Source organism: Pseudotabrizicola sediminis (assembly GCF_004745575.1).
In the GTDB taxonomy this organism is placed as follows: Bacteria; Pseudomonadota; Alphaproteobacteria; order Rhodobacterales; family Rhodobacteraceae; genus Pseudotabrizicola; species Pseudotabrizicola sediminis.
This window is the reverse complement of sequence record NZ_RPEM01000014.1, coordinates 1-21,187: the sequence shown is the minus strand read 5'-3', so window position 1 is coordinate 21,187 and position 21,187 is coordinate 1. Positions and strand designations below refer to the sequence as shown.

General features: G+C 62.9%; 21 protein-coding genes and 1 tRNA gene. 9 read left to right on the top strand and 13 right to left on the bottom strand.

From position 1 onward, the window contains the following. The first annotated feature begins 14 nt into the window (after positions 1 to 14). Positions 15 to 428 (top strand): DUF4864 domain-containing protein, encoded by a 414-nt coding sequence (locus EEB11_RS16635; protein ID WP_135433294.1) that lies wholly within the window; start codon positions 15 to 17, stop codon positions 426 to 428. A 177-nt stretch (positions 429 to 605) separates the two neighbouring features. Here the strand turns inward: EEB11_RS16635 and EEB11_RS16630 are convergent, their stop codons facing one another. The 3 genes from EEB11_RS16630 to EEB11_RS16620 all read right to left on the bottom strand — a co-directional run bounded on the left by EEB11_RS16630 (position 606) and on the right by EEB11_RS16620 (position 2,475). Further along, complete coding sequence (locus tag EEB11_RS16630) at positions 606 to 1,682, bottom strand: 5-(carboxyamino)imidazole ribonucleotide synthase (RefSeq protein WP_135433292.1); 1,077 nt, start codon at positions 1,680 to 1,682, stop codon at positions 606 to 608. Then, positions 1,675 to 2,160: a 5-(carboxyamino)imidazole ribonucleotide mutase gene (gene purE / locus EEB11_RS16625; protein WP_135433290.1), complete on the bottom strand. Its 486-nt coding sequence runs from the start codon at positions 2,158 to 2,160 to the stop codon at positions 1,675 to 1,677. Before purE ends, EEB11_RS16630 begins: the two co-directional genes overlap by 8 nt. Before the next feature lie 96 nt (positions 2,161 to 2,256). Further along, positions 2,257 to 2,475, bottom strand: a complete 219-nt coding sequence (locus EEB11_RS16620; protein ID WP_135433288.1) for a YdcH family protein — start codon at positions 2,473 to 2,475, stop codon at positions 2,257 to 2,259. Between the two features lie 296 nt (positions 2,476 to 2,771). Between EEB11_RS16620 and EEB11_RS16615 the strand changes: the two genes are divergently transcribed. Then, positions 2,772 to 3,185: an Hsp20 family protein gene (locus EEB11_RS16615; RefSeq protein WP_135433286.1), complete on the top strand. Its 414-nt coding sequence runs from the start codon at positions 2,772 to 2,774 to the stop codon at positions 3,183 to 3,185. 11 nt (positions 3,186 to 3,196) lie between these two features. Then, complete coding sequence (locus EEB11_RS16610; RefSeq protein WP_135433284.1) at positions 3,197 to 3,424, top strand: DUF1150 family protein; 228 nt, start codon at positions 3,197 to 3,199, stop codon at positions 3,422 to 3,424. On the opposite strand, the gene EEB11_RS16605 is transcribed toward EEB11_RS16610, so the two are convergent. Together EEB11_RS16605 and EEB11_RS16600 are read right to left on the bottom strand one after the other, a co-directional pair. Continuing rightward, positions 3,421 to 4,101 (bottom strand): Hint domain-containing protein, encoded by a 681-nt coding sequence (locus tag EEB11_RS16605; protein WP_167852780.1) that lies wholly within the window; start codon positions 4,099 to 4,101, stop codon positions 3,421 to 3,423. The genes EEB11_RS16610 and EEB11_RS16605 overlap by 4 nt on opposite strands. Before the next feature lie 149 nt (positions 4,102 to 4,250). Then, on the bottom strand, positions 4,251 to 5,957 hold the full coding sequence (locus EEB11_RS16600) for a bifunctional sulfate adenylyltransferase/adenylylsulfate kinase (RefSeq protein ID WP_135433280.1): 1,707 nt from the start codon (positions 5,955 to 5,957) through the stop codon (positions 4,251 to 4,253). A 289-nt stretch (positions 5,958 to 6,246) separates the two neighbouring features. Between EEB11_RS16600 and EEB11_RS16595 the strand changes: the two genes are divergently transcribed. Beyond that, complete coding sequence (locus tag EEB11_RS16595; RefSeq protein WP_135433278.1) at positions 6,247 to 6,813, top strand: hypothetical protein; 567 nt, start codon at positions 6,247 to 6,249, stop codon at positions 6,811 to 6,813. 8 nt (positions 6,814 to 6,821) lie between these two features. Here the strand turns inward: EEB11_RS16595 and trxB are convergent, their stop codons facing one another. Then, a complete protein-coding gene (gene trxB, locus EEB11_RS16590; RefSeq protein WP_135433276.1) occupies positions 6,822 to 7,784 on the bottom strand; it encodes a thioredoxin-disulfide reductase in 963 nt (320 codons plus the stop codon). Positions 7,785 to 7,975: 191 nt separating this feature from the next. Between trxB and EEB11_RS16585 the strand changes: the two genes are divergently transcribed. Beyond that, entirely contained in the window at positions 7,976 to 8,476 is a 501-nt protein-coding gene (locus tag EEB11_RS16585) for an Lrp/AsnC family transcriptional regulator (protein WP_118150404.1), read from the top strand. Between the two features lie 409 nt (positions 8,477 to 8,885). Here EEB11_RS16585 and EEB11_RS19635 read toward each other — a convergent pair whose 3' ends face one another. The 4 genes from EEB11_RS19635 to lgt form a co-directional block, all read right to left on the bottom strand. Beyond that, on the bottom strand, positions 8,886 to 9,032 hold the full coding sequence (locus EEB11_RS19635; protein WP_167852779.1) for a hypothetical protein: 147 nt from the start codon (positions 9,030 to 9,032) through the stop codon (positions 8,886 to 8,888). Positions 9,033 to 9,285: 253 nt separating this feature from the next. Further along, positions 9,286 to 10,038, bottom strand: coding sequence for a peptidoglycan editing factor PgeF (pgeF, locus tag EEB11_RS16580; protein WP_135433274.1), 753 nt, complete (start codon positions 10,036 to 10,038; stop codon positions 9,286 to 9,288). 4 nt (positions 10,039 to 10,042) lie between these two features. Next, positions 10,043 to 11,140, bottom strand: a complete 1,098-nt coding sequence (locus EEB11_RS16575; protein WP_245298959.1) for a class I SAM-dependent methyltransferase — start codon at positions 11,138 to 11,140, stop codon at positions 10,043 to 10,045. Beyond that, positions 11,110 to 11,985, bottom strand: a complete 876-nt coding sequence (gene lgt / locus EEB11_RS16570; protein ID WP_135433272.1) for a prolipoprotein diacylglyceryl transferase — start codon at positions 11,983 to 11,985, stop codon at positions 11,110 to 11,112. Before lgt ends, EEB11_RS16575 begins: the two co-directional genes overlap by 31 nt. 160 nt (positions 11,986 to 12,145) lie before the next feature. Between lgt and EEB11_RS16565 the strand changes: the two genes are divergently transcribed. From EEB11_RS16565 to EEB11_RS16555, 3 genes are all read left to right on the top strand, one after another. Further along, positions 12,146 to 12,415 carry an accessory factor UbiK family protein gene (locus EEB11_RS16565; protein ID WP_135433270.1) on the top strand — a complete coding sequence of 90 codons (270 nt, stop codon included), beginning with the start codon at positions 12,146 to 12,148 and terminating at the stop codon, positions 12,413 to 12,415. Between the two features lie 156 nt (positions 12,416 to 12,571). Further along, positions 12,572 to 13,372, top strand: coding sequence for a lytic murein transglycosylase (locus tag EEB11_RS16560; protein WP_135433268.1), 801 nt, complete (start codon positions 12,572 to 12,574; stop codon positions 13,370 to 13,372). A 77-nt stretch (positions 13,373 to 13,449) separates the two neighbouring features. Further along, positions 13,450 to 13,524 (top strand) — tRNA-Glu (locus EEB11_RS16555). A gap of 2,485 nt (positions 13,525 to 16,009) precedes the next feature. On the opposite strand, the gene EEB11_RS16545 is transcribed toward EEB11_RS16555, so the two are convergent. The 3 genes from EEB11_RS16545 to EEB11_RS16535 form a co-directional block, all read right to left on the bottom strand. Beyond that, the gene (locus EEB11_RS16545) at positions 16,010 to 16,714 is read right to left on the bottom strand and encodes a hypothetical protein (RefSeq protein ID WP_135433266.1); all 705 of its coding nucleotides are present in this window, start codon (positions 16,712 to 16,714) and stop codon (positions 16,010 to 16,012) included. A 68-nt stretch (positions 16,715 to 16,782) separates the two neighbouring features. After that, the gene (locus EEB11_RS16540; protein ID WP_135433264.1) at positions 16,783 to 19,101 is read right to left on the bottom strand and encodes an AAA family ATPase; all 2,319 of its coding nucleotides are present in this window, start codon (positions 19,099 to 19,101) and stop codon (positions 16,783 to 16,785) included. A gap of 114 nt (positions 19,102 to 19,215) precedes the next feature. Then, entirely contained in the window at positions 19,216 to 19,842 is a 627-nt protein-coding gene (locus EEB11_RS16535; RefSeq protein WP_135433262.1) for a PDDEXK-like family protein, read from the bottom strand. A 431-nt stretch (positions 19,843 to 20,273) separates the two neighbouring features. Here EEB11_RS16535 and EEB11_RS16530 point away from each other — a divergent pair, with 431 nt between their 5' ends. Continuing rightward, positions 20,274 to 20,696: a MarR family transcriptional regulator gene (locus EEB11_RS16530; RefSeq protein WP_135433259.1), complete on the top strand. Its 423-nt coding sequence runs from the start codon at positions 20,274 to 20,276 to the stop codon at positions 20,694 to 20,696. Positions 20,697 to 21,187: the final 491 nt, after the last annotated feature.

Here is a 21,187-nt window from a genome sequence, read left to right as displayed (position 1 = left end):
AAGGGACCAAAGCCATGCGCCTGCGCACCACCGTGTTGACCGCCGCCTTCCTGACCGCCAGCCTGCTGGCGCTGCCCGCCGCCGCGCAGGACGACCCGATCCGGGACACCATCCGCAACCAGCTGTCCGCGCTGGGGCAGGATGATTTCGCCACGGCCTTCAGCTTTGCCAGCCCGACCATCAAGGGCCTTTTCGGCACGCCGGACAATTTCGGCAGGATGGTTCGCCAGGGCTATCCGATGGTTCACCGCTCCGGTGAGGTGAAGATGCTTGACCTGCGAGAGGTGGCGGGGAACCTGTGGCAAAGGGTGATGATCACCGACCAGCAGGGCCGCACCCATCTGCTTGACTACCAGATGATCGAGACGCCCGATGGCTGGCAGATCAACGGCGTGCAACTGCTGCCGTCAGTCGGCGTGGGGGCGTAAGCCCGGGGGCTCTGCCCCCAAACCCTCAGGATATTTCAAAGACAGAAAATGCTTATTTCCTGTTGTTGAGTATCCCCGCCGGAAGCTCTTCCATATCCGCAGGGCTCCGATGTCAGAACCACGCCATGGCAATGCCGCCCGCGGGGGCTCGATGCCCCTTCGGGCGGCTCCCTGTGCTCAGGTCAGCCTGTTGATCACGCGGTTGACGTGGCCCATCTTGCGGCCGGGTTTCACCTCGGCCTTGCCGTAAAGGTGGATCTGGGTGGCCCGCTCGCGGGCGAGGGCGGGCACCTTGTCCACGTCTTCGCCGATCAGGTTTTCCATCACCACATCGGCGTAGCGTGACCCGTCACCCAGCGGCCAGCCTGCGATGGCGCGGATGTGTTGTTCGAACTGGTCGACCGCGCAGCCGGCCTGGGTCCAGTGGCCGGAGTTGTGCACGCGCGGGGCGATTTCGTTGACGATCAGGCCGCGCGGCGTCACGAACAGCTCCACCCCCAGAACGCCGACATAGTCCAGCGCGTTCAGGATGCGGGCGGCGATCAGCACCGCGTCGCTGCGCTGGGTGGGCGACAGGCGGGCGGGCAGGGTGGTGGTGTGCAGGATGCCCGCGCGGTGCACATTTTCACCCGGGTCGTAGCATGCGACCGAACCATCGAGGCCGCGCGCGGCGATCACGCTGACCTCGTGACTGAAGTCGATGAAGCCTTCCAGCACCGATTCGGCCCCGTTCATCGCGGCCCATGCGGCGGGGGCGTCTTCCGGCGTCATGATCCGGGCCTGACCCTTGCCGTCATAGCCCAGACGGGCGGTCTTCAGGATGGCGGGGGTGCCGATCTGCGCGATGGCCGCCTGTAGCGACGCCAGATCGGTCACGCGGGCATAGGGCGCGGTGATAAGGCCAAGGCCGGTGAGGAAGTCCTTCTCGGCAATCCGCTCTTGCGACACCGCCAGCGCGCGGCGGTTGGGGCGGATCGGGCAAATCGCCTCCAGCGCGTCGAGCGAGGCGGTGGGGACGTTCTCGAATTCATAGGTGATGACATCGACGCTTTGCGCGAAAGCGCGCAGCGCGGCGAGGTCTTCATAGGGCGCGGTGGTCACCCGGGCGGCAACGTGGCCTGCGGGGGGTGCGGCGCCGGGTTCATAGATGTGGCACTGAAAGCCAAGGCGGCTGGCGGCGACCGACAGCATGCGGCCCAGCTGGCCGCCGCCGAGGATGCCGATGGTGGCGCCGGGATGCAGCGGTTCAGTCATCCTTCGGCTCCTCGGGGATGGACGCCGACAGGGCGGCGCGCCAGGCGTCGAGCCGCTCGGCGAGGGCGGGGTCCATCAGGGCGAGGATGCCTGCGGCCATCAGCCCGGCATTGGCGGCACCCGCAGCGCCGATGGCCATGGTGGCGACCGGATAGCCCTTGGGCATCTGCAGGATGGAATAGAGGCTGTCGACCCCCGACAAGGCCTTGGTCTGCACCGGCACGCCGATCACCGGCACCCGGGTTTTGCTGGCCATCATGCCCGGCAGGTGGGCGGCACCGCCTGCGCCTGCGATGATCACCTTCAGCCCGCGGCCCGCAGCGTCGCGCCCGTAGGACCAAAGCCGGTCGGGCGTGCGGTGGGCGCTGACGATTTTTGCCTCATAGCGGATGCCCAGTTCATCAAGGATCAGGGCGGCTTCTTTCATCGTGGGCCAGTCGCTTTGCGACCCCATGATGAGTCCGACGTCAACGGCCATGCGCATTCCCCCGAGTGACTTGATCCCAAGTGCCTTGGGCGCGATTACGACAGGATGCGGGCGGGGGCAAGGGTCGGGGGCCAGGTGCCGGGCGGATCAGGCGATGATATCGGGGATCAGCTGATCTTCGATCTTCACGATCTGGTCTTTCAGCGACAGCTTTTGCTTTTTCAGGCGGCGCAGGGTCAGCTGATCGGGGCGGCCCGTCGCCTCCAGCGCATGGATCGCTTCGTCCAGATCGCGATGTTCACGCCGAAGCACTTCCAGCCGGATGCGGAGCATGTCTTCGAAGTTGAGTTCGCTGGGCGCGTTCATGATGTTCGCTTGCTGGGTTTGCTTGCCGGAGGGGGGCTGAGTCGCGTCACTGTCTGTGGATAGAATATAGGGAGTCTTTGGCTTTTCGGCAAAGATAATGGCGGGAGCGGCATGGATTTTCAGGCCGGGCCCGGGATGCATCGCGGTGCGACAGGCGCAGGCCCTTGGGCCGCAGGTTTGGGCCGGGGGCTGCACCCTTGCACCCTGCGGTTGCCTTCCCCATATTTGATCAGATGCGGGTGCCTGTCACGGGGCCCGCACCGCATAATGTCGCTTTTGCAAAGGGCATCAGACAGATGACGAAACTGAGTTTTGGCGCACATCCGTTCCTCTTGGGGTTCGAGCAGCTGGAACGGCTGGTGGAACGGACGGCGAAAGCCTCGGGCGAGGGGTATCCGCCGTTCAACATCGAAGCCACGGCGGACAACGCCTATCGCATCACGCTGGCGGTGGCCGGTTTCCGCGAGGATGACCTGGCCATTACGGTCGAGGACCGGCAGTTGGTGGTGCGCGGACGGCAGCCCGAAGACACACAAGACCGTGTGTTCCTGCACCGGGGGATTGCTGCACGCGCGTTTCAGCGTAGCTTTGTTCTGGCCGACGGTGTCGAGGTGGCAGGGGCCAGCATGGATCATGGCCTGCTGCACATTGATCTGAAACGATCGGTTCCGGATGCGGTGGTGCAGACCATCCGTATCGGCCGCGGATAAGGAGACGATAGATGAACAGTCCTTTCAAAGTGGTTGCCGAGGCAAAAAGCCCGATCGTTTACGTGCGACCGGTTATGGTGGCCGATTTGCCGGATGACCTGCGTGAGCAGATCGGCGATGTCGAGACGGTGTATTCGGTGCATCGCCCGGATGGCGAGCGGCTGGCTTTGGTGCGTGACCGCAGCATGGCGTTTTCACTGGCACGGCAGAACGATCTGGCCCCGGTCAGCGCGCATTAGGGGGTTTGCGGCTTTGCGGCCGCAGATCTGACCCCGGGGGCGGCCAAGGGGCTGCCTGCCGGGATGAGGGCAGGCGGCGCGGGCGGGCGGATCAGCGCCTGCATCATGGCTGCCAGATCGGACGCGCTGGCTATGGGGCGCAGTGCCGGACCCATCGGATGGGTGTCGGCAGAGGCGGTTTCAATCAGCATATCTTCGGCAAAGATCAGCACGGCCCGGTCAAACACCAGCTGGATGTAATCGACCCCCGCGCAGGGGGACAGCCGGACCGTGGTGCCGTTCAGCAGATGGCGCGCTTCGGCCAGCACTTGTGCGGCACCGACAAGGGCGGTGGCGCGCGGGTCTGACAGCACAATGCGCTGATCCTGCGACAGGTGCAGATCGCGGCAGGTGCCAAAGGTGCCTGCCGTGATCAGAACCGGGGCGGCGGCACCGCGCCCGCCGATACGACGGCGCAGAATGCGGCGCAGAGGTCGCGGGCCGTGATCGGCGGTTAGCACCAGATCGCCCGGGGTCAGATCATCAATCAGCACGGTGCCATCAGGGGTGCGGACCAGCGTACCGGCGACAAGGCTGCGGTAGGCGGGGTGCCGGGCCGGGGCAAAGCCGCGCCTGCGGGCGGTGGGGATGGGATCTGCGCCTGTGGCGCCGGCGGTGATCAGGCCGGTGTCTTTCATCGCCATTTCCCCTGCTGTTGCCCGAAGATGGTGACACCAGCATCGCAGGGGCGGCTTTCGGACAGGTTAAGGCGTGAGGGGCGGCAGCGGGTTCTGCCGGTCAGATCCCCGCCATCCGGTCAGCCCGGATGGCGGGGGATCGGTTCAGGTCAGCCCCGGATCAGGCCGAGCGATTCCAGTTTCAGGATCACCTGATGCGCGCAATGGTCGACATCGGTGCCTTCGGTATCGACCACCAGTTCGGCTTTGGTGGGCGCTTCATACGGGTCTGAAATGCCGGTGAATTCCTTGATCTTGCCTTCACGCGCCAGCTTGTACAGCCCCTTGCGGTCGCGGCGTTCGCATTCTTCGATGGCGGTTGCGACATGCACCTCGATGAAGGCACCGAACGCCTCGACCATTTCACGCACGGCGCGGCGGGTGGCGGTGTAGGGGGCGATGGGGGCGCAGATGGCGATGCCGCCGTTTTTGGTGATTTCCGACGCCACATAGCCGATGCGCTTGATGTTGATGTCGCGGTGTTCCTTGGAAAAGCCGAGTTCCGAGGACAGGTGCTTGCGCACCACGTCGCCGTCCAGCAGCGTGACCGGACGGCCGCCCATTTCCATCAGCTTGACCATCAGCGCATTGGCGATGGTGGACTTTCCGCTGCCGGACAGGCCGGTGAAGAACACCGTGAACCCCTGCTGCGCGCGCGGCGGCGAGGTGCGGCGCAATTCGCGCACCACTTCGGGAAAGCTGAACCATTCGGGAATGTCGATGCCTTCGCGCAGGCGGCGGCGCAGTTCGGTGCCGGAAATGTCGAGCACGGTGGTGTTTTCCGGCACCTCATTCGCGGGGTAATATTGCGCCTTTTCCTGCACATAGACCATGTGTTTGAAATCGACCATCTCGATGCCGATTTCTGTCGCGTGTTCGGCGAACAGGGTTTGCGCGTCATAGGGGCCGTAGAAATCCTGCCCCGCAGAGTTCTTGCCGGGGCCCGCGTGGTCGCGGCCCACGATGAAATGGGTGCAGCCGTGGTTCTTGCGGATGATGCCGTGCCACACGGCCTCACGCGGGCCGGCCATGCGCATGGCGAGGTTGAGAAGGCTCATGGTGGTGGTGGATTGGGGGTATTTGTCCAGCACCGCCTCATAGCAGCGGACGCGGGTGAAATGGTCGACATCGCCCGGTTTGGTCATGCCGACGACCGGATGGATCAGCAGGTTGGCCTGTGCTTCACGCGCGGCGCGGAAGGTCAGTTCCTGGTGCGCGCGGTGCAGCGGGTTGCGGGTCTGGAACGCCACCACCTTGCGCCAGCCCATCTTGCGGAAAAACGCGCGCAGTTCGTTGGGCGTGTCGCGGCGGCCTTTGAAGTCGTAATGCACCGGCTGCTGGATGCCGGTGATGGGGCCGCCGAGGTAAACGCGGCCCGCCTGATTGTGCAGGTAGTTCACGGCAGGGTGGGCCAGATCGTCGGCACCAAAGACCTTCGCGGCCTCATTCGCCTTGTTGGGCAGCCATTTGTCGGTGACCGACAGGATGGCGAGGATCACGCCTTCCTGATCGCGGAGCGCAATGTCCTGCCCCGGCTCGATGGTTTCGGCGAATTTCTCGTTCACATCCAGAGTGATCGGGATCGGGAACAATGCCCCGCTGGCCGTGCGCATGGTTTCCACCACGCTGTCGTAATCGGCTTCCGACATGAACCCCTTGAGAGGGTTGAAGCCGCCGTTCATCAGCAGTTCCAGATCGCAGATCTGCCGCGCGGTCATATCCCAGGATGGCAGATTGCCCGCCTCGGCCTTCAGCTTCTGGGCGGATTCATACGAAACATAGAGCTCGGGGATCGGGGCGAGGTTGGGAAGCGACATCGGATACGGGCCTTTCACATGCACAGCCGGGCGAGGGCTTACCCTCGTCATTCGCGCGGGGCTGTAGCGTGTGAATGCGGCCCAATTCAAGCAAAACAGGGGTATGGCCGCAAACGAGGGCGAAAATGCTGCATCCGCGCCGCAAAGCGGAAGCCTTTCCGCATTGCGCGCGCGGCCCGATGATTTCGTTCATCCGGGGCCGCGGTGGCGCAGCCCCCCGGGTGTGCGGAACCACCGGGGCAGTCGGGCGTTCCTTTCAGGACAGATGTTTCAAAAAGGAGATGCAGCCATGACCGCACAAGACAGCCACACCTTTCACGCGGATGATTTGCGTCTTCTGGATCTGGACGAGGCGAAACTGGTCGAAACCGCCCGGCGCGGGGATCTGCAGCAGATCGGCCAGTCAGAGCTGAACGACACGTTGCAGCGCTTGCGTGACCGGCGCGACCGTGCGCGCGAGATGGCCAACCGTCAGCGCCGTGAGGCGCGGGGCAAGGCAGACCCATCCGGGGTGGCCGCCGCCACCCAGAACGCGGGCACCGAAGGCAAGGCGCGGGTGCTGGGCCTTGCGCTGGATCTGGTGACACAGGAACGCCAGCGCCGGGCCGAGGCCGATGGTGAACCCGAAGCTGCGGTCAGCCAGCAGGATCTGGCCGAAAACGCGATGGAACTAAAGGAGTCGGGGGCGCAGGCCAACGTCATGCTGGAAGACGGCGGCCCGCTGCACCCCGAAGACCCCGAGGCCGACCCCGGCAAGGGGGCGATGGCGGACAAGGCGCGCAACATCGCGCCGTCCGGTGCCCTGGACCACGCAGGCGAGCTGCCGTCGCGTGAGCGGTCGCGCACGCGGTACTAGGCGCGCGTCTATTCGGCGGCCTTCAGCATCGCTTCCTGCGCGGCGATGAAACGTTCGGCATCCAGCGCCGCCATGCAGCCCATGCCGGCGCTGGTGACGGCCTGGCGGTAGACATGATCGGTCAGATCACCCGCCGCGAACACGCCGGGGATGGCGGTGCGGGTGGTGCCGGGTTCCACCGTGACATAACCGCCCGAGTGCAGGTCCAGCTGATCTTTCACCAGTTCCGATGCCGGGGCGTGGCCGATGGCGACGAAGAAGCCGTGGCAGGGCACATCCTTGACCTCACCGGTCAGCAGGTTGCGGGTGCGGACGGCGGTGACCGAAAGCGGTGCCTCGTCGCCCAGAATTTCGGTGACTTCGGAATTCCACAGCATTTCGATCTTGGGGTGCTTGAACAGCCGGTCCTGCATGATCTTTTCGGCGCGAAGGCTGTCGCGGCGGTGGATCAGCGTCACCTTCGTGGCAAAGTTGGTCAGGAACAGCGCCTCTTCCACCGCCGTATTGCCGCCGCCGATCACCACGACCTCTTTGCCGCGATAAAAGAACCCGTCGCAAGTGGCACAGGCGGACACGCCAAAGCCCTTGAACTTTTCTTCCGACGGCAGGCCCAGCCATTTGGCCTGCGCGCCGGTGGCAAGGATGACGGCATCGGCGGTGTAGGTGGTGCCGGAATCGGCCTGTGCCACAAAGGGGCGGCGGCTCAGGTCGAGCGAGGTGATGTAATCGCTGATGATCTCTGCCCCCATCGCGGTGGCATGATCCTGCATCCGCACCATCAGATCGGGGCCTTGCACATGGGTGTCACCGGGCCAGTTTTCGACCTCGGTGGTGATGGTCAGCTGGCCGCCGGGTTGCAGGCCCTGCACCAGAATGGGGTTCAGCATGGCGCGGGCCGAATACACCGCCGCCGTATATCCTGCCGGGCCCGACCCGATGATCAGAACGCGTGTATGCCGAGTGTTGCCCATGGTGCCCTCATCCGTTTTCGTGCAAGAGAGATATAGGCGGTTGCGGGCGGGGCGGAAAGCCCCTGTGACCGCACGCAGCATTGCGTAAACAGCGGGCTGCGCGGTGGATTGACGAAATATTCCTGCGCAGTGTTGAAACATTGTTGCGCGAAGCAGGGGCCGCGCCTAGATAGGCGCAAAAGGAGTGCCCCATGGCCGTGTCAAAGCTTGATCCGATCGACCGTCAGATTCTGGCGGAATTGCAGGCTGACGGGCGGATGACCAATGTGGAACTGGCCAAGCGCGTCGGCATTTCGGCGCCGCCCTGCCTGCGCCGCGTGCGCACGCTGGAAGAGGCGGGGTACATCAAGGGCTATCACGCCGATATCGACGCGCGCGAGCTGGGGTTCGAGGTGCAGGTCTTTGCCATGGTGCGGCTGCAAAGCCAGGCCGAGGCGGATCTGGCGACGTTCGAGGCGCGCTGCCGCGCCTGGCCGCTGGTGCGCGAGTGCCATATGCTGAATGGCGAGATCGATTTCATTCTGAAATGCGTGGCCCCCGATCTGTCGTCGTTCCAGAGCTTTCTGACCGGCGACCTTCTAAAGGCCGAGAATGTGGCCAATGTGAAAACCAGTCTGGTGATCCGCTGCGCCAAGGATGACCCCGGCGTGCCGTTCGATGTGCTGGAAGCGCGGCTGGCCAAAACGGCCTGACCGCGTCGCTGCGGTTCGTGGGCGGCTGATACCCAGAATGCAAAAAGCGGCCCCGTTAACGTGCCAGAGGAGCACCGGGACCGCTTTTGCCAAAGCAACGACCGTTCTGGTTTACGCTGCCACCGCAGATGCGCGGGGGTCTTACACCGGGAACCAGTCCACCATTTCGATGGTAAATCGCTATGGTCGGAACATGGCGAAAATCCGGCGCTGCGTCAAAGTTTTTCTGGCATTGATCGTTCTTTTTCACCAGTCGGCAACAGGGGCCTGGATTGTTGCGTTTTGAGCAACGAAAACCGGTCAAATGTGGTTAAAATTGGACAGTCATCTGAACCGCTAGTGCGTGCCCTGCGGACAAACGCAAACGGGCCGCGCAAGGCGCGGCCCGTTTGTTTTCAACGCGATTCGATCAGCGCGCGGCCTGTGCCCGGGCAGGGGCGATGACCGCTTTCAGTGCTTGCGGCTTCCGGCGCGCAGCCCGCGCCCAGGGCAGCGCGATCTGAGGGTCAAGGCTGGCGGCGATTGCGGATTTCAGCCAGCGGCGTTCTTTTTTCATGATCACTGTTCCTTGGTCTTTGAAGCATTGGCTCTTGCGACCAGTCTGGCCAGACTTTGGGGCAGGGTCGGGGCGTGATCTGTGTAAGATTGTGGTCAGACCGCTGCGGGGCAAGGCAATTGGCTTGCAGTGTCGACTTTGCTATCTGTTTGATATGGCTGGATTTGGCGACAATCCGGGTGAATGATGCAGCATTGTTTTCGGATTTTGCGCCAATTGCTGCCATATTCCGGCGGCACCGCAGCGGAGATGGCTACAGCCGGATCACCGATATCAGCCGACCGTAATCCGCCTCGCCCGCATGGGTGGTGCGACGGAAGGAAAAGAATCGCTCGGCGTCGTGATAGGTGCAGTGCCGGGTCCATTCGGCATGCCCCACACCGGCTTGGCGCAGACGGTGCAGGCCATAACCGGGCAGGTCAAACAGCATCCGGTCGCCGGTGCCATTGGCAAAGAACCGGCTGTTGGCGGGGTCATCCGCCACGAAGCTGTCGAAAAACTCGGGCCCGACCTCATAGGCGCGCTGGCTGATGCAGGGGCCGATCACGGCGGCGATACTGTCGCGCGAGGCACCCAACGCCTCCATCGCGTCGACCGTGGCTTCCAGCACACCGCCCATGGCCCCGCGCCAGCCGGCATGGGCGGCCCCGATCACCTGCGCGCGGGCGTCGGCAAACAGCACCGGCTGACAATCGGCAGCAAGGACCGACAAGGCCACGCCGGGCGTGGCGGTGACCAGCGCATCGGCATGCGGGCGCACCGGCAGCGGGCCGGTCACGGTGATGACCTGCGCCGAATGCACCTGATGCACGCCGACAAGGTGGTCCAGCGGCACATCCATCGTGGCCGCCACGCGGGCGCGGTTTATGGCCACCGCATCCGACAGATCGGTCGACCCCGCGCCGCAATTCAACCCGGCAAAGATGCCCGAGGATGCCCCGCCCTTGCGGGTGAAGAAGCCGTGCCGGACGGTCAGCGCGTCAGAGGTGATGGGGGCCAGTGTCATTGTGTCAGGCGAATCCAGGTGGTGGTGGGGTGCCGGGGCGGTGAAGGCCCAGCACTTTGAACACCGAACCCATTTCCTGCGGATGGGTCAAGCGCCGATGCGCGGCAAGGTGCGATTGCAACGGCGCGCCGGTGAGCGAATGGGCAAGCCGCGCGGCGCGGGCCTCGATGCCAAGCCGCAACAGGAACGGCCCTTGCCCGGTATAGGCATGCGGCAGCCCGGCATGGGCGGCCAGGGCTTCGAAATCCACATGCGCGGTCAGGTCAGCCTGTCCCGGAGTGGCCAGCGGGTCGGCAAAGCCATGGGCGCGCACCGCCTGAAACGTATCGCCCGCCGAGCGCCAGCCGCCGTAATCCACAATCAGCGCCGCGCCGCCATGAGCATGTATGCGCTGGCCGATGGTTTCGGCAATGGGCTGCGCCGCCGGGCAGACCTCGACCACGCGGCCGGGTGCGGGGTCCCGGAAGGCGGGGGCGACGAAGGGCAGGGTGAGCGGGTCGGACAGGCCGAACGCCAGCAGGCCGCCCTGCACCCCGACCAGCCGTTCGCGCCAATGGGTGCCGTCGAACTGAAACTGACGGATCGGCAGCGCATCGAAGAATTCATTGGCCAGCAGGAACAGGGGCTGGTCTGGCAGTGCCGCGATGCTGTCGGCGTGGGTGATGTCACGCGGGGCCAGCCGGGCGAGTTGTTCGCTGCGTAATGCGGGGGAGGCCTCGACCAGCATCACCTGCGCGCCCGCGTGAAAGCCCGGCACCGCGCGGGTGGCGCGCAGCACATCGGCCATCAGGGTGCCACGGCCGGGGCCAAGTTCGGCCAGCGTGAAGGGGTTCGGCGCGCCCTGATCGAGCCAGCTTTGGGCGAGGCATAGGCCCAGAAGCTCGCCGAACATCTGGCTGATCTCGGGTGCGGTGGTGAAATCGCCTGCCGCGCCAAAGGGCGTGCGGGTGGTGTAATAGCCGTGGTCGGGGTGCAAAAGGCATTCGGCCATATACTCGGCCAGGGTGATCGGCCCGGTGGCCGCGATCCGCGCGGCGATGATCTGGCCAAGGGGTGTTCCGACGAGTTCCGTCATGCAGGGCGGGCGCGCAAGGTCAGCCATAGCCCCACCGCGATCATCGGCAGCGACAGGATCTGCCCCATGGTCAGGCCATAGCCGCCGACCTGCAGGGCAAGGCCCAGGGGGTTGCCTTCGGTGATGAACTGCGCATCGGGCTGGCGCACGAATTCCACCGCAAAGCGGGCCGCGCCGTAGCCCGCCACAAACAGGCCGGTCAGCGCGCCGGGCCATTTCAGCCAGCCGCGCCGGTAGGCCAGCCACAACAGGACCGCGCCCAGCAGCAGGCCTTCGAGCAGCGCCTCATACAACTGGCTGGGGTGGCGCGCGCAGATGTCTGCAACACCGGGGCAGGTCTGCGCCGCCTCGCCGGGGAAGGCCACGCCCCATGGCAGGGTTGTCGGGCGGCCCCAAAGCTCGGCATTGATGAAATTTGCCACCCGGCCAAGGAACAGCCCCAGCGGGGCGGCCAACGCCATGACATCGGCGGCCTTGAGCATGGGGATACCTTCGCGGCGGCAGAAGATGATGCCTGCGACCACCACGCCAAGGAACCCACCGTGGAAGGACATGCCGCCTTCCCACACCCGCAGGATCGCGCCCGGGTTCTGCAGATAGACCCCCGGCTGATAGAACAGCACAAATCCCAGCCGCCCCCCCAGGATGACCCCGATGATCACCCAGGTCAGCAGGCGTTCCACCTGATCGGCGGTCATCGGGGGCGTGCCGTTCCACAGGTGGGCGCGCTTTTGCGTGTCCAGCACCAGGCGCCAGCCGCCGATCAGCCCGACGATATAGGCCACCGCATACCAGCGCAGGGCAAAGGTCATGCCAAACAGATCAATGGCAAAGATCTCGGGCGAGATCTGCGGGAACGGGATATAGGACATGGCACCTCGGCTATCGAACCCCCGCGTTGTCGGCAGGTGGGGCCGACTTGTCAATGAGCCGTGCCCGATTGCGGCGCGTGGTCTCTTGAATGTGCAGCGCCGTCTTGCGGCGTGAGCGGACCAGACCATATAAGGAACAGGACAGCGTAAGGACATCCCCATGCAAAGCCGCAACAAGATCTTTGACGACCTCAGCCACCTGATGACCAACGCCATGGGCGTGGCGCAAGGGGCCAAGACCGAGGCGGAAACGGCGATGAAGGGCCTGATCGACCGCTGGCTGGCGGATCGCGACTTCGTGACGCGTGAGGAATTTGACGCGGTGCGGGCGATGGCGATCAAGGCGCGCGAAGAAAACGCGGCGCTGGAGGCGCGGATCGCCGCATTGGAAGCAGGCCACACCGGCACGACAGACGCGCCTGCGGTCTGACTCGCAGCCGCCCGACCGTCTGGCCCGCCGGTCTGACGGAAACCCGCCCTGCTGACGCAAACTTGACGGCAATCCCCACGCCCGGGCCCAGCAATCGCTTGTGCCGCGTGAGGGGGTCACTACACTGCACGGAAATTCATCTGCCGGAGTGTATTGATGCCTGCCTTGAAATCGTTTTCCCTCGCCATCTGTGTTGCGCTGTTCGCCTCGTCCGCCTCTGCCGCCTCGTGTTCCGATACCGGCGGGCGGTATGAGGCGTGGAAGACTGAGATGGCGGCAGAGGCGCGGGCCGAAGGCGTGGGGCAGCGCGGGCTGGCGGCGCTGATGGGGTCCAGCTATTCCGGGCCCACCATCGCGGCAGACCGCAACCAGCGCAGCTTTCGCTATACGCTGGAAAAATTCATGCAGGTGCGCGGGGCGGATACGATTGTCAGTCAGGGCAGGTCGCGCAAGGCAAAGAACGCCAATCTGTTTGCCGCGATCGAGCAGCGCTATGGCGTGCCGGCCGGGGTTCTGGTGGCGATCCATGGGATGGAAACCGGGTTTGGCGGTTTCATGGGGGATACCAGAATTGTCTCGGCCATCGCCACGCTCACCTATGACTGCCGCCGCAGCGCGTTTTTCCGCCCGCATCTGATCGGCGCGCTGAAACTGGTGGATGAGGGCGCGATCACTGCATCAACCGTGGGGGCCAAGCATGGGGAATGGGGTCATACCCAGTTCCTGCCCGGCAATGCGCTGATCTATGGGGTGGATGGCAATGGTGACGGCAAGGTCGACCTGAACAACCTGACCGATGCCATGGCCTCGACCGCGAATTTCCTGCGCCAGAAGGGCTGGCGCCCCGGTGCCGGTTATCAGGAAGGCGAGCCTAACTTTGCCGTGATCCAGCAGTGGAACGCTGCCACCGTCTATCAGCAGGCCATCGCAATCATGGCCAAACGCATCGACGGCTGAGCCGTGATGCATCGGTGGCAGGGCCGTCACTTTTCCCCTTGCGCGCTGCCGCCCGCTGCCCTATTCACCCCGCCAGTGGCCCGTTCGTCTATCGGTTAGGACACCAGGTTTTCAACCTGGGAAGAGGGGTTCGACTCCCCTACGGGCTGCCACACCATTGATTTTTCCTTTATTTTTCTGGTGTTTTCGTGGCCTTGTGGACCACGACGCTTGGTCCGTGGTCCACCTTGCGCAGTCAGGATCCGGTTTGAAGCGGCAGTTGCTGCACCACGTCGCTGGAATTTTTTCGTATAGATTGCTGCGGTCCTCGCGTCCGTCCAGCCGAAAGACGCCATGAGCTCGTATTCCGTAGCTCCGTTTTCAGCCATAAGTTCCGCGACACCTTTGCGAATGCCATGCTGCGAGCGGGTGGCCAATTTCTTGACGACCTTTCTCTTGCCCGTGCCTTCGTAGACCAGACTTCCGTCAGTCGCCGTTGCTTCTACGCACAGGCCAGCCGCAATGATCCACTTCCGGACACGGTTGTCGAGGCTGCCGGACGAAGCGAACGGCCTTCCGTAGTCCGTTGCAAGGTAGGTCTCACGCTTGGGATGGTTTTCGAGTTCCTCGGCCAGCGCGCCGTCGAATGGAAATGAAACGTATGCCGACCCCTTCTTTCTTGGCTGCCATTCGAGATGCCGCTTACCATCATGAACGAACTCATTGCTTGGCCCAAGGGTTGGAGCATCCCCGATTCTGCCATGCGTTGCGTAAGCAAGACAAAACCAGAGCCGGGCCATGGTGCCTGGGCCATGGTATTTCAGAAACTTAATCGCGTCCGCTGAACTCCATGGCGTTGCCCCTCCCTTGCTTCGATGGGTGGACTTCACCCTCAACACAGCGCTGTTTTTGGGAAAACCTCTATCCTGTCCCCATTTGTACGCTGCACGTAGAGCTTTGAGGCTGGTCTCGGCTGCGCCGGTCCTCGACCCGAAGGAGTCGTAGATATGGATGAACGCGTCCTCGGGCATGTCGGCACTGAGAGATCCCATGCGGTCGCCGTCCGGATCCTTGACTTCGCGCGCCTGCGTCAAGCCTGTACGGCGTCCGGAAAGCGTCAGCGGGGACAGGTTCTTTCCTTCGACTTGGACTTGCATCCATTCCAGAAACTTGTCGCACAACTCGTCCAGAGTACCCTTTTGTGGACACACCGGCTTCACGACCTCCACGGAATGGCTTGCACGCGCGGCACAGTACTGCATTTCGAAGCCCGGCTCACCGGGTCCGCAAAAGATCCGAACCTTTTTGTTCGGAAGTCCCTCGACACGAACGCGCCAGCGAACCGTCCCTGCAGCGGTCTTGTCCCGCAAAAGACCGGGAAATCGGTATCTCACTTGATCACTCCCTGTGAAGCCCACTTCTTCGGCACGGTGGCACGGTCTGCTGATTGTTCCGCATGCGTCTCACCGAGGTCAATGGTGAAGGTCCCGTCGGTGTTTATCGACACTTGGCGAGGCGTCATCCCAAGGTCCATTAACGCGGACAGAGCATTCGAGAGGCTCGCTTTACTTAGGCGCGGTCCGGGCATCGTCGAAGCCTCCTGATGTCAGTGAGGTCAGGAAGTCGGATCGATAGACTCGGGCGGGAAACGACGGGCGCGTTCTTCATTCCACAGCTATGCGACACCAAGGACTTTTCATATGCCTTCTGAATCTCGACAGACCGACACTCGAGGGGCAAATAGAAAGCTGCAAAAAGCTTGAAAGAGAGGCTGGGACCAGCTCCATAATGCACAGCGACATCGTCGCGTTGCAGCCCGGTTGCGCAAGTCATGGCGTTCTGGAAGCTCTTCATTTTTTGGTCTCTCGGTGTCTTGCTTTGGCCCGCTATTCGCGGATCGAGGAGGGTCGTGGCCATGGTCGGTTTCAGGCGCATCAGGTCTGTGGCTCGCATCCAAATATAGTTGAGCCGTTCACAAGATCCCAAGGATACTTATCCGGAACATGGGATTGCCTGTGGATAACTCCCGCAAAAAGCGATAAAAAATGTCGATTTTGCGCTTGACTGTTTCACTGTATGTTGGGACTTCTCTCGTCCAAAGTCGCGGAACACGTGCAACCGATTTCCCCGTTTTCCGAAAGCGGTCAAAGGGGAAAGTTTGATCGCCGGAGCCTCAAATGTTCCGGAAGATTTGTCGATGGGAAGCCCCATGCCCTGCCGGTGTTCCACAAAATGTTTTCCGAGGTAAATCAGATGGCGCCGTGGCCACCAAGTCGGGATGTTCCAGAACATCCAGCTCGTTCCATGTATGCCAGTGCTCCGAATATGCGCTTCTTTCTCGTTGCCGCGTATATCAACAAGTTTTTTTCCGCGCGCGGAGCGCCAGGGAGTCGTACATCGCGGCCTCCTGGTCATCGGTGCTGGAATAACTGCCGCGTCGAATGCACCGCGAAGTTGCCTGGACATAGAACCGTCACAACGAAGCCGGTGGTCATGGATTTCAAGATTGTCGGTGATCTTGGCCCAAGTTCGGTCTTCCAGTTTTCTCGCGGCTTCTTGGACAAATTACCCAATATGTAAGGCGCCGCGCCGCGCCCTCACGGGCGCGGTTTCCTATTGAAAAGAAGTGATGGGGTAGAATTCAGAGATGGCTACTGATTACGACTGCGGTCCGGTCGTGCGGGAGCCCGGCATTTCCACGAGAGGTTGGGCATTGTTGCTGCTCGTGACATGGGCGTCCCCAAGCTTTGTTTGCCGCGGGCTTGGCTGTTTGATCATGTCTGGGGACGGATGATCTATCTGAGCAAGGAAGTCTGCGAGGGCCGGGTCACTCAAGACCGTGGTGCGCCTCAGGTGCGTGGACATTTCCTCAAGAAGCGCGAGATTGGTTTTCAGCAACTCGAGCGCAACACCCCCGGAATTGTCGAGGCGGATCTGCACCCGCACGAGAAGTTCAATGTCCAGACGCACCTGCTGGAGCGTGCTGTCCGCCAGCCCGCAACATGTGCCGTTCCGCTGCCGCCGAGGCCGAACGACCGCTCGATCGCCGCTGCCGTTCTTGTCGCATGTGCCAGATCGCTGTCCTTCGGCCCTCCGAAGCCGCAACTCGCCGAGCCGAGAACCAGGAGTTCCACGGCCCGGCCAGCTAAGTAGGCAGGCCAGGTCACTATCCAGATCGCTACGGTACAGGGCATTCGGCACACGGGTCATTTCGGCCCCACCGCCGACAGCATGGAACGACAGCAGGTGCGGACGAGCGCAGCCGGTCGCGTGTGCCATGATCGCATAGCCGACCTCATGGACCGCCACTTGCCAACGCAACTTGTCTTCGAGCGGCGGGCGGATTTCGTTGACGGCTGCCATCAGATCGTCGGGACCGAGCGGTCGGTGAGCGCGGTCATGGCGCACACTGGCCGCGATCTCAGCCCCCGTCACTTCCGTCGCCGCCCCCACAACCTGTCGGCACGCGCTGGCGTGGTCGTCCGGGTGAGGTCCGAAGGTGCCTGCTGGGGCGGGCCCGCCGCCCTGCGCACCGTGGGTTGCGGGTCGGTGCGTGCGAGGAGTGCCGCCAGCGTCGGGCCAGTCAGCAGGCAGGTCCGCATAAGCTCCCGCGCCATGTCTTCAAGAAGCGCTCGGTTAGTCTTCAGCAACTCGAAGGCGAAGGCCTCCGCGTCATCAAGATGAATCTGAACCCGTGCGAGGATGTTCGGGTCAAGGCGCATCTGATACAGTGCGGCGTCCGGCGATCCATGCCAAGCGGTTCCGCTGGTGCCGAGACCGTAGGACAGTTCAATGCCCGCGGCCACTCTGGTCGCATGGGCGAGGTCACTGTCCTCCGTACCGCCAGCCCCACCGCTCGCGGAGCCGACGATTAGGCGCTCCGCAGCGCGGCCAGCGAGACAGCAGGCGATTTCATCATCGATATCAGCGCGGCGCAAGTTGCTCGCAGCCCGCGTCATGTCGGCCGAGCCGCCCCCCGTATGCAAGGAAAGCAGCTTCGGTCGCGCCCGGCCGGTTGCATGCGCGACGATCGCGTGACCGCACTCATGGACAGCCACCTGCCAACGCAACTGCTCGGCGAGCGGCGGACGCCTCTCCGCGATAGCAGTGCCCAGATCTTCCGGCGTGAGGGGACGGCAGGCACGCCGCGCCAACGCCCGTGCGCGCCGGACACTTTCAGCGACCTCGGCTCCGGTCATACCGGTCGCCGCCGCAGCGATGGCCGGCAGGTCGGCCCCCTCCAGGTCATCGCGTAGGTGCCACCGGAAGGCCGAGGGCATCAGATCCGGCGTGGGGTGGCCAACGGTCACAACACGGTCGAAACGGCCGGGCCGGCGCAGGGCGGCATCGATCTTGTGCAGAAGATTCGTCGCGGCCATCACCACGACGCCTTCGCCGGTTTCATATCCATCGAGACATTCGAGCAGTGCCCCGATCACCATGTCGGTCCAGGAGCTGTTGTGGTCTTGGGGTCGACCGCGATCTCCGAAAGTATCCAACTCATCGATGAAGACAATGCAGGGTGCCGCTGCCGCAGCCTTGGTGAAGAAACTGCGCATCTCGCGGCAGATGTCGGACGACCGCGCACCGGTGGACTGCCACTTGGCCATCGAGGCCGGATGGACCGTGATCCCGGCTTCTTTCGCAATGAGACGAGGCAGTTCGGTTTTGCCACAGCCCGGGGGCCCAACCAGCAGAATGCCGCGCGACACATCGGACCATGGGATGTCCCCGTTCTGCCAGGCCAGCATATCCGCAAGCAGCTGTTCAACAGGTTCCCGAACCGCTGGCTGCAGCGGGAAGTCCGCAAGTCCGGGCCCGGCTACGGTTGGCAACGGAATGTCTGCGACCAGCCGCCGGATTGCATCCGTCGGCGTCGCGGCACGTGTGGCAATGGTCAGCGCTTCGGGCGAGAGGCACCCGAGCTCTGCCGCACCCAAGCAATCCGGAAGATTGTCGGCCCGCACCTCGCCACCGGGATAGAGGCTGTTGAGCACCTCACACAGCATTTCGCGGCTGAAGGGCACGAGATGGATGACATTGCTGACCATGGCCTGCAGTTCCGGACGCATCACTGCGGACCCAGCACCAGTGATGACGATCGGATGGCCGTCTTCGATCCACCTTTTGACACCGACACTGAAAGCGCCGAACGGACCCGACCGCTTGCGGTCCCCGATCGCGAATACCTCCTCGATGGTACATGCCGTCAGTTTCGGCACGCCTGGTGCGCGCTGATCCGATACGGTGATTGCGTTCAGGATCTGCTCGATGGTGCTGTCGAGTTCGGGCGTTCCAGAGGACAGGAAAGTGATCGCGCCCGGCGCCGCAAGAGTTCCGAGAAGATTCCGCAGCGTGGCGAACTGCCGCGCGATCCGCATCACTGCCGTCAACACTGATGCGCGCGGACGACCCCTTTTACTGTCTTCTGGCGCGTCGGGGTCAGGCCGGGACGGGTCAGTGGCGTCATTCACATGATAGTCGAGGCCGAGAATGCCGCTCGCCTCATAATCTTCGGCCCAAGGATCAACAGCCGCCTCATCTGCGCGCGCCGGCGTTGCGTCGGGGATGTGATCCGTCTGCGATACCACAGAACTGCCGTGCCACGCGGCATATGCCCAGATCCGATGCTCCGGATCCGCCAGCGTAGTCAAGATCTCGGCGGCGAAGCTGCGCCAGTCTGCGTGCGGCGCCGCGTTGTTGCCGGGGATGATGTCGGTCGTTTTTGAAGAGGTGGTGAGATCGGTCATGTGCGTCTCCAGGGCAATAGAAGGGGCAGTCCGCCAGCGTGCGGATCAATGAGTTTGGCGAAAGTGGATTGGATAACGTGGCCCGTGCGGGCCGTCAGGCTTGGCAGATCTCAGTCAGCAGTCGGCTTCGCAATCCGGTTCATCGGTCAGGACGTCGAAGGCCCTACGGTCGATCACCGCCAGTTGCAGAAGGCAGTCGCAGAAGCATTCGAACTCGATATGCGACATCAACTGCGCCTCCTCAGTAGTGAAGCGGAAGCGTGATTTCTTCTCGGTCGTGAAGTAAATCACCCCGAGATCAAGGAAGACCAATGCTGCGAGATCGAATGCATTCGACGCATAGGCGGAGGTTCCATTGGGGTCGCCAGAATTCCCCCTGCTCATGTTGAAACTGTAACGACCATCCCGCCTCGGACCGGTCGTTGTCTTCGTCTGAGCGCGAACCAGATGCGGACCAACCGTGAAGATGTGATCGAACGGCGCGCCAGCAGGCATCGAGACGGGGGCAAGCCCGCGCCGCGCCGCCCAGGACGTTACCAGACTTTCACCTGCCAGACCGATCTGGGGCGCATGGCGCGATGCCTCAGCCGGGCTGATGGCCGGAAAGCGTGCGAGATTGTTGAAGTCCTTGCCAAGAACATCCGCAAGGGCAGGCTTGCCCACCGGCGGCGTGATATGGCTGACGGGGTCGCGCGGCATGTGCAGCGGAAGGGTGAGCTGTGAAGGGCGCTGGTGGATCATGTCATTTACTCCATTTGGGCTATGATGCTAGTATATTCATGTGAAGCTCGGATTACAATAGCATGCTAGTAACTTTGATGAAGAAAAGTTCAGAGGCCCATGAGGCGGGGCCTACATCCGTCTCCGGGGGGCAGCGTCGAACCATTTCAACGAGCGGTTGGGCACTGTTCTTAAATATGATACTCGCCCTGCCGCGCGCGAGACTGCGCTACATCTGAATGGTCGTCACGAGTGGTACGTCTGACGATGGCTCATTGACAGAAGAACTGGGAGGCGCGTCCAGGTCGAGGCGCTCGAACTTACTAGTAAGCTAGTAAGTCGGTTGGCGTTTGATAATAGGAGCATGCTAGTATATTGAGGTCGCGGATGGATTGCCCCTTGCAAGACGACAGATTCGCACCGATCTCTTGGGGCTTGCGAGGACCACTGATATGACCGACGAACGGGGCTTTCTTACGAATTTGGTGCTGCCAGCTGCACGTATCGCGTCACGAGAAATAGCGGCGGCACTCGCCCCGCTTGGCCTTGCACCTGCCCAGTATGCGATCCTGGATTTGATCGGGCGGCACGGAGGCATGCGCCCGGCCATGATCGCCCGCCGCCTCGACCTGGAGACCTCGACCACGACGAACACTCTTCAGCGCACCGAACGGGATGGCTTCATCGATCGACAAACCGAGCCGAACAACAGCAGGATGGTGCTCATTTCGCTTTCCGAGAAGGGAAAAACCGTTCTCGTCGATGCTCGTGTGGCCGTGCAGGACGTCGAAGCTCGCGCCCTCGCAGGAACAGCGCCGGAGAATATGGAGGGCGCAAGGGTGATTCTGGCGCGAGTGATGGCGAACCTGAAGTGATTTCGCCGAGGTTTGATACAGTGCGTCGCGCGTGAAGGGCGGAGAGCAGCCCGATTGTGGTGCTTCCCGGCACTTGCGACAATCCTCCATAGCGGACGTTCTGTAGGTCGTGGCGACCACTATGACGAGTGTTCTGCGTCGGGCAGAGATTGGCCTGACAGCAACGGAGCATCCCCTGCTTCTTCCGCCTCCGTCGCCGCGAGTGTCTGGCAATTTACGAGTGCGCCGCGACAAACCAACTTTCATCCTCGGGCGTCGTCAAACTCGAAAGCCTAGGCGGGTTGATCCGCATGATTTGAAATCTCAGGATTCTCTGTCAATAGGCACGCAAAACTGACCCCGTTTCGGCGTCGAGATCAGGGCCTGAGCCGATTGAACTGATCACAGAGCGGAGGTGGGTTGGATTTGCCCGGAAAATGTGGAGACCCACCCAATCGGCAAGGGTCAAGCGGTAATCCCCCCATTTTTGACGGGGTGCATTTGTAGAATTT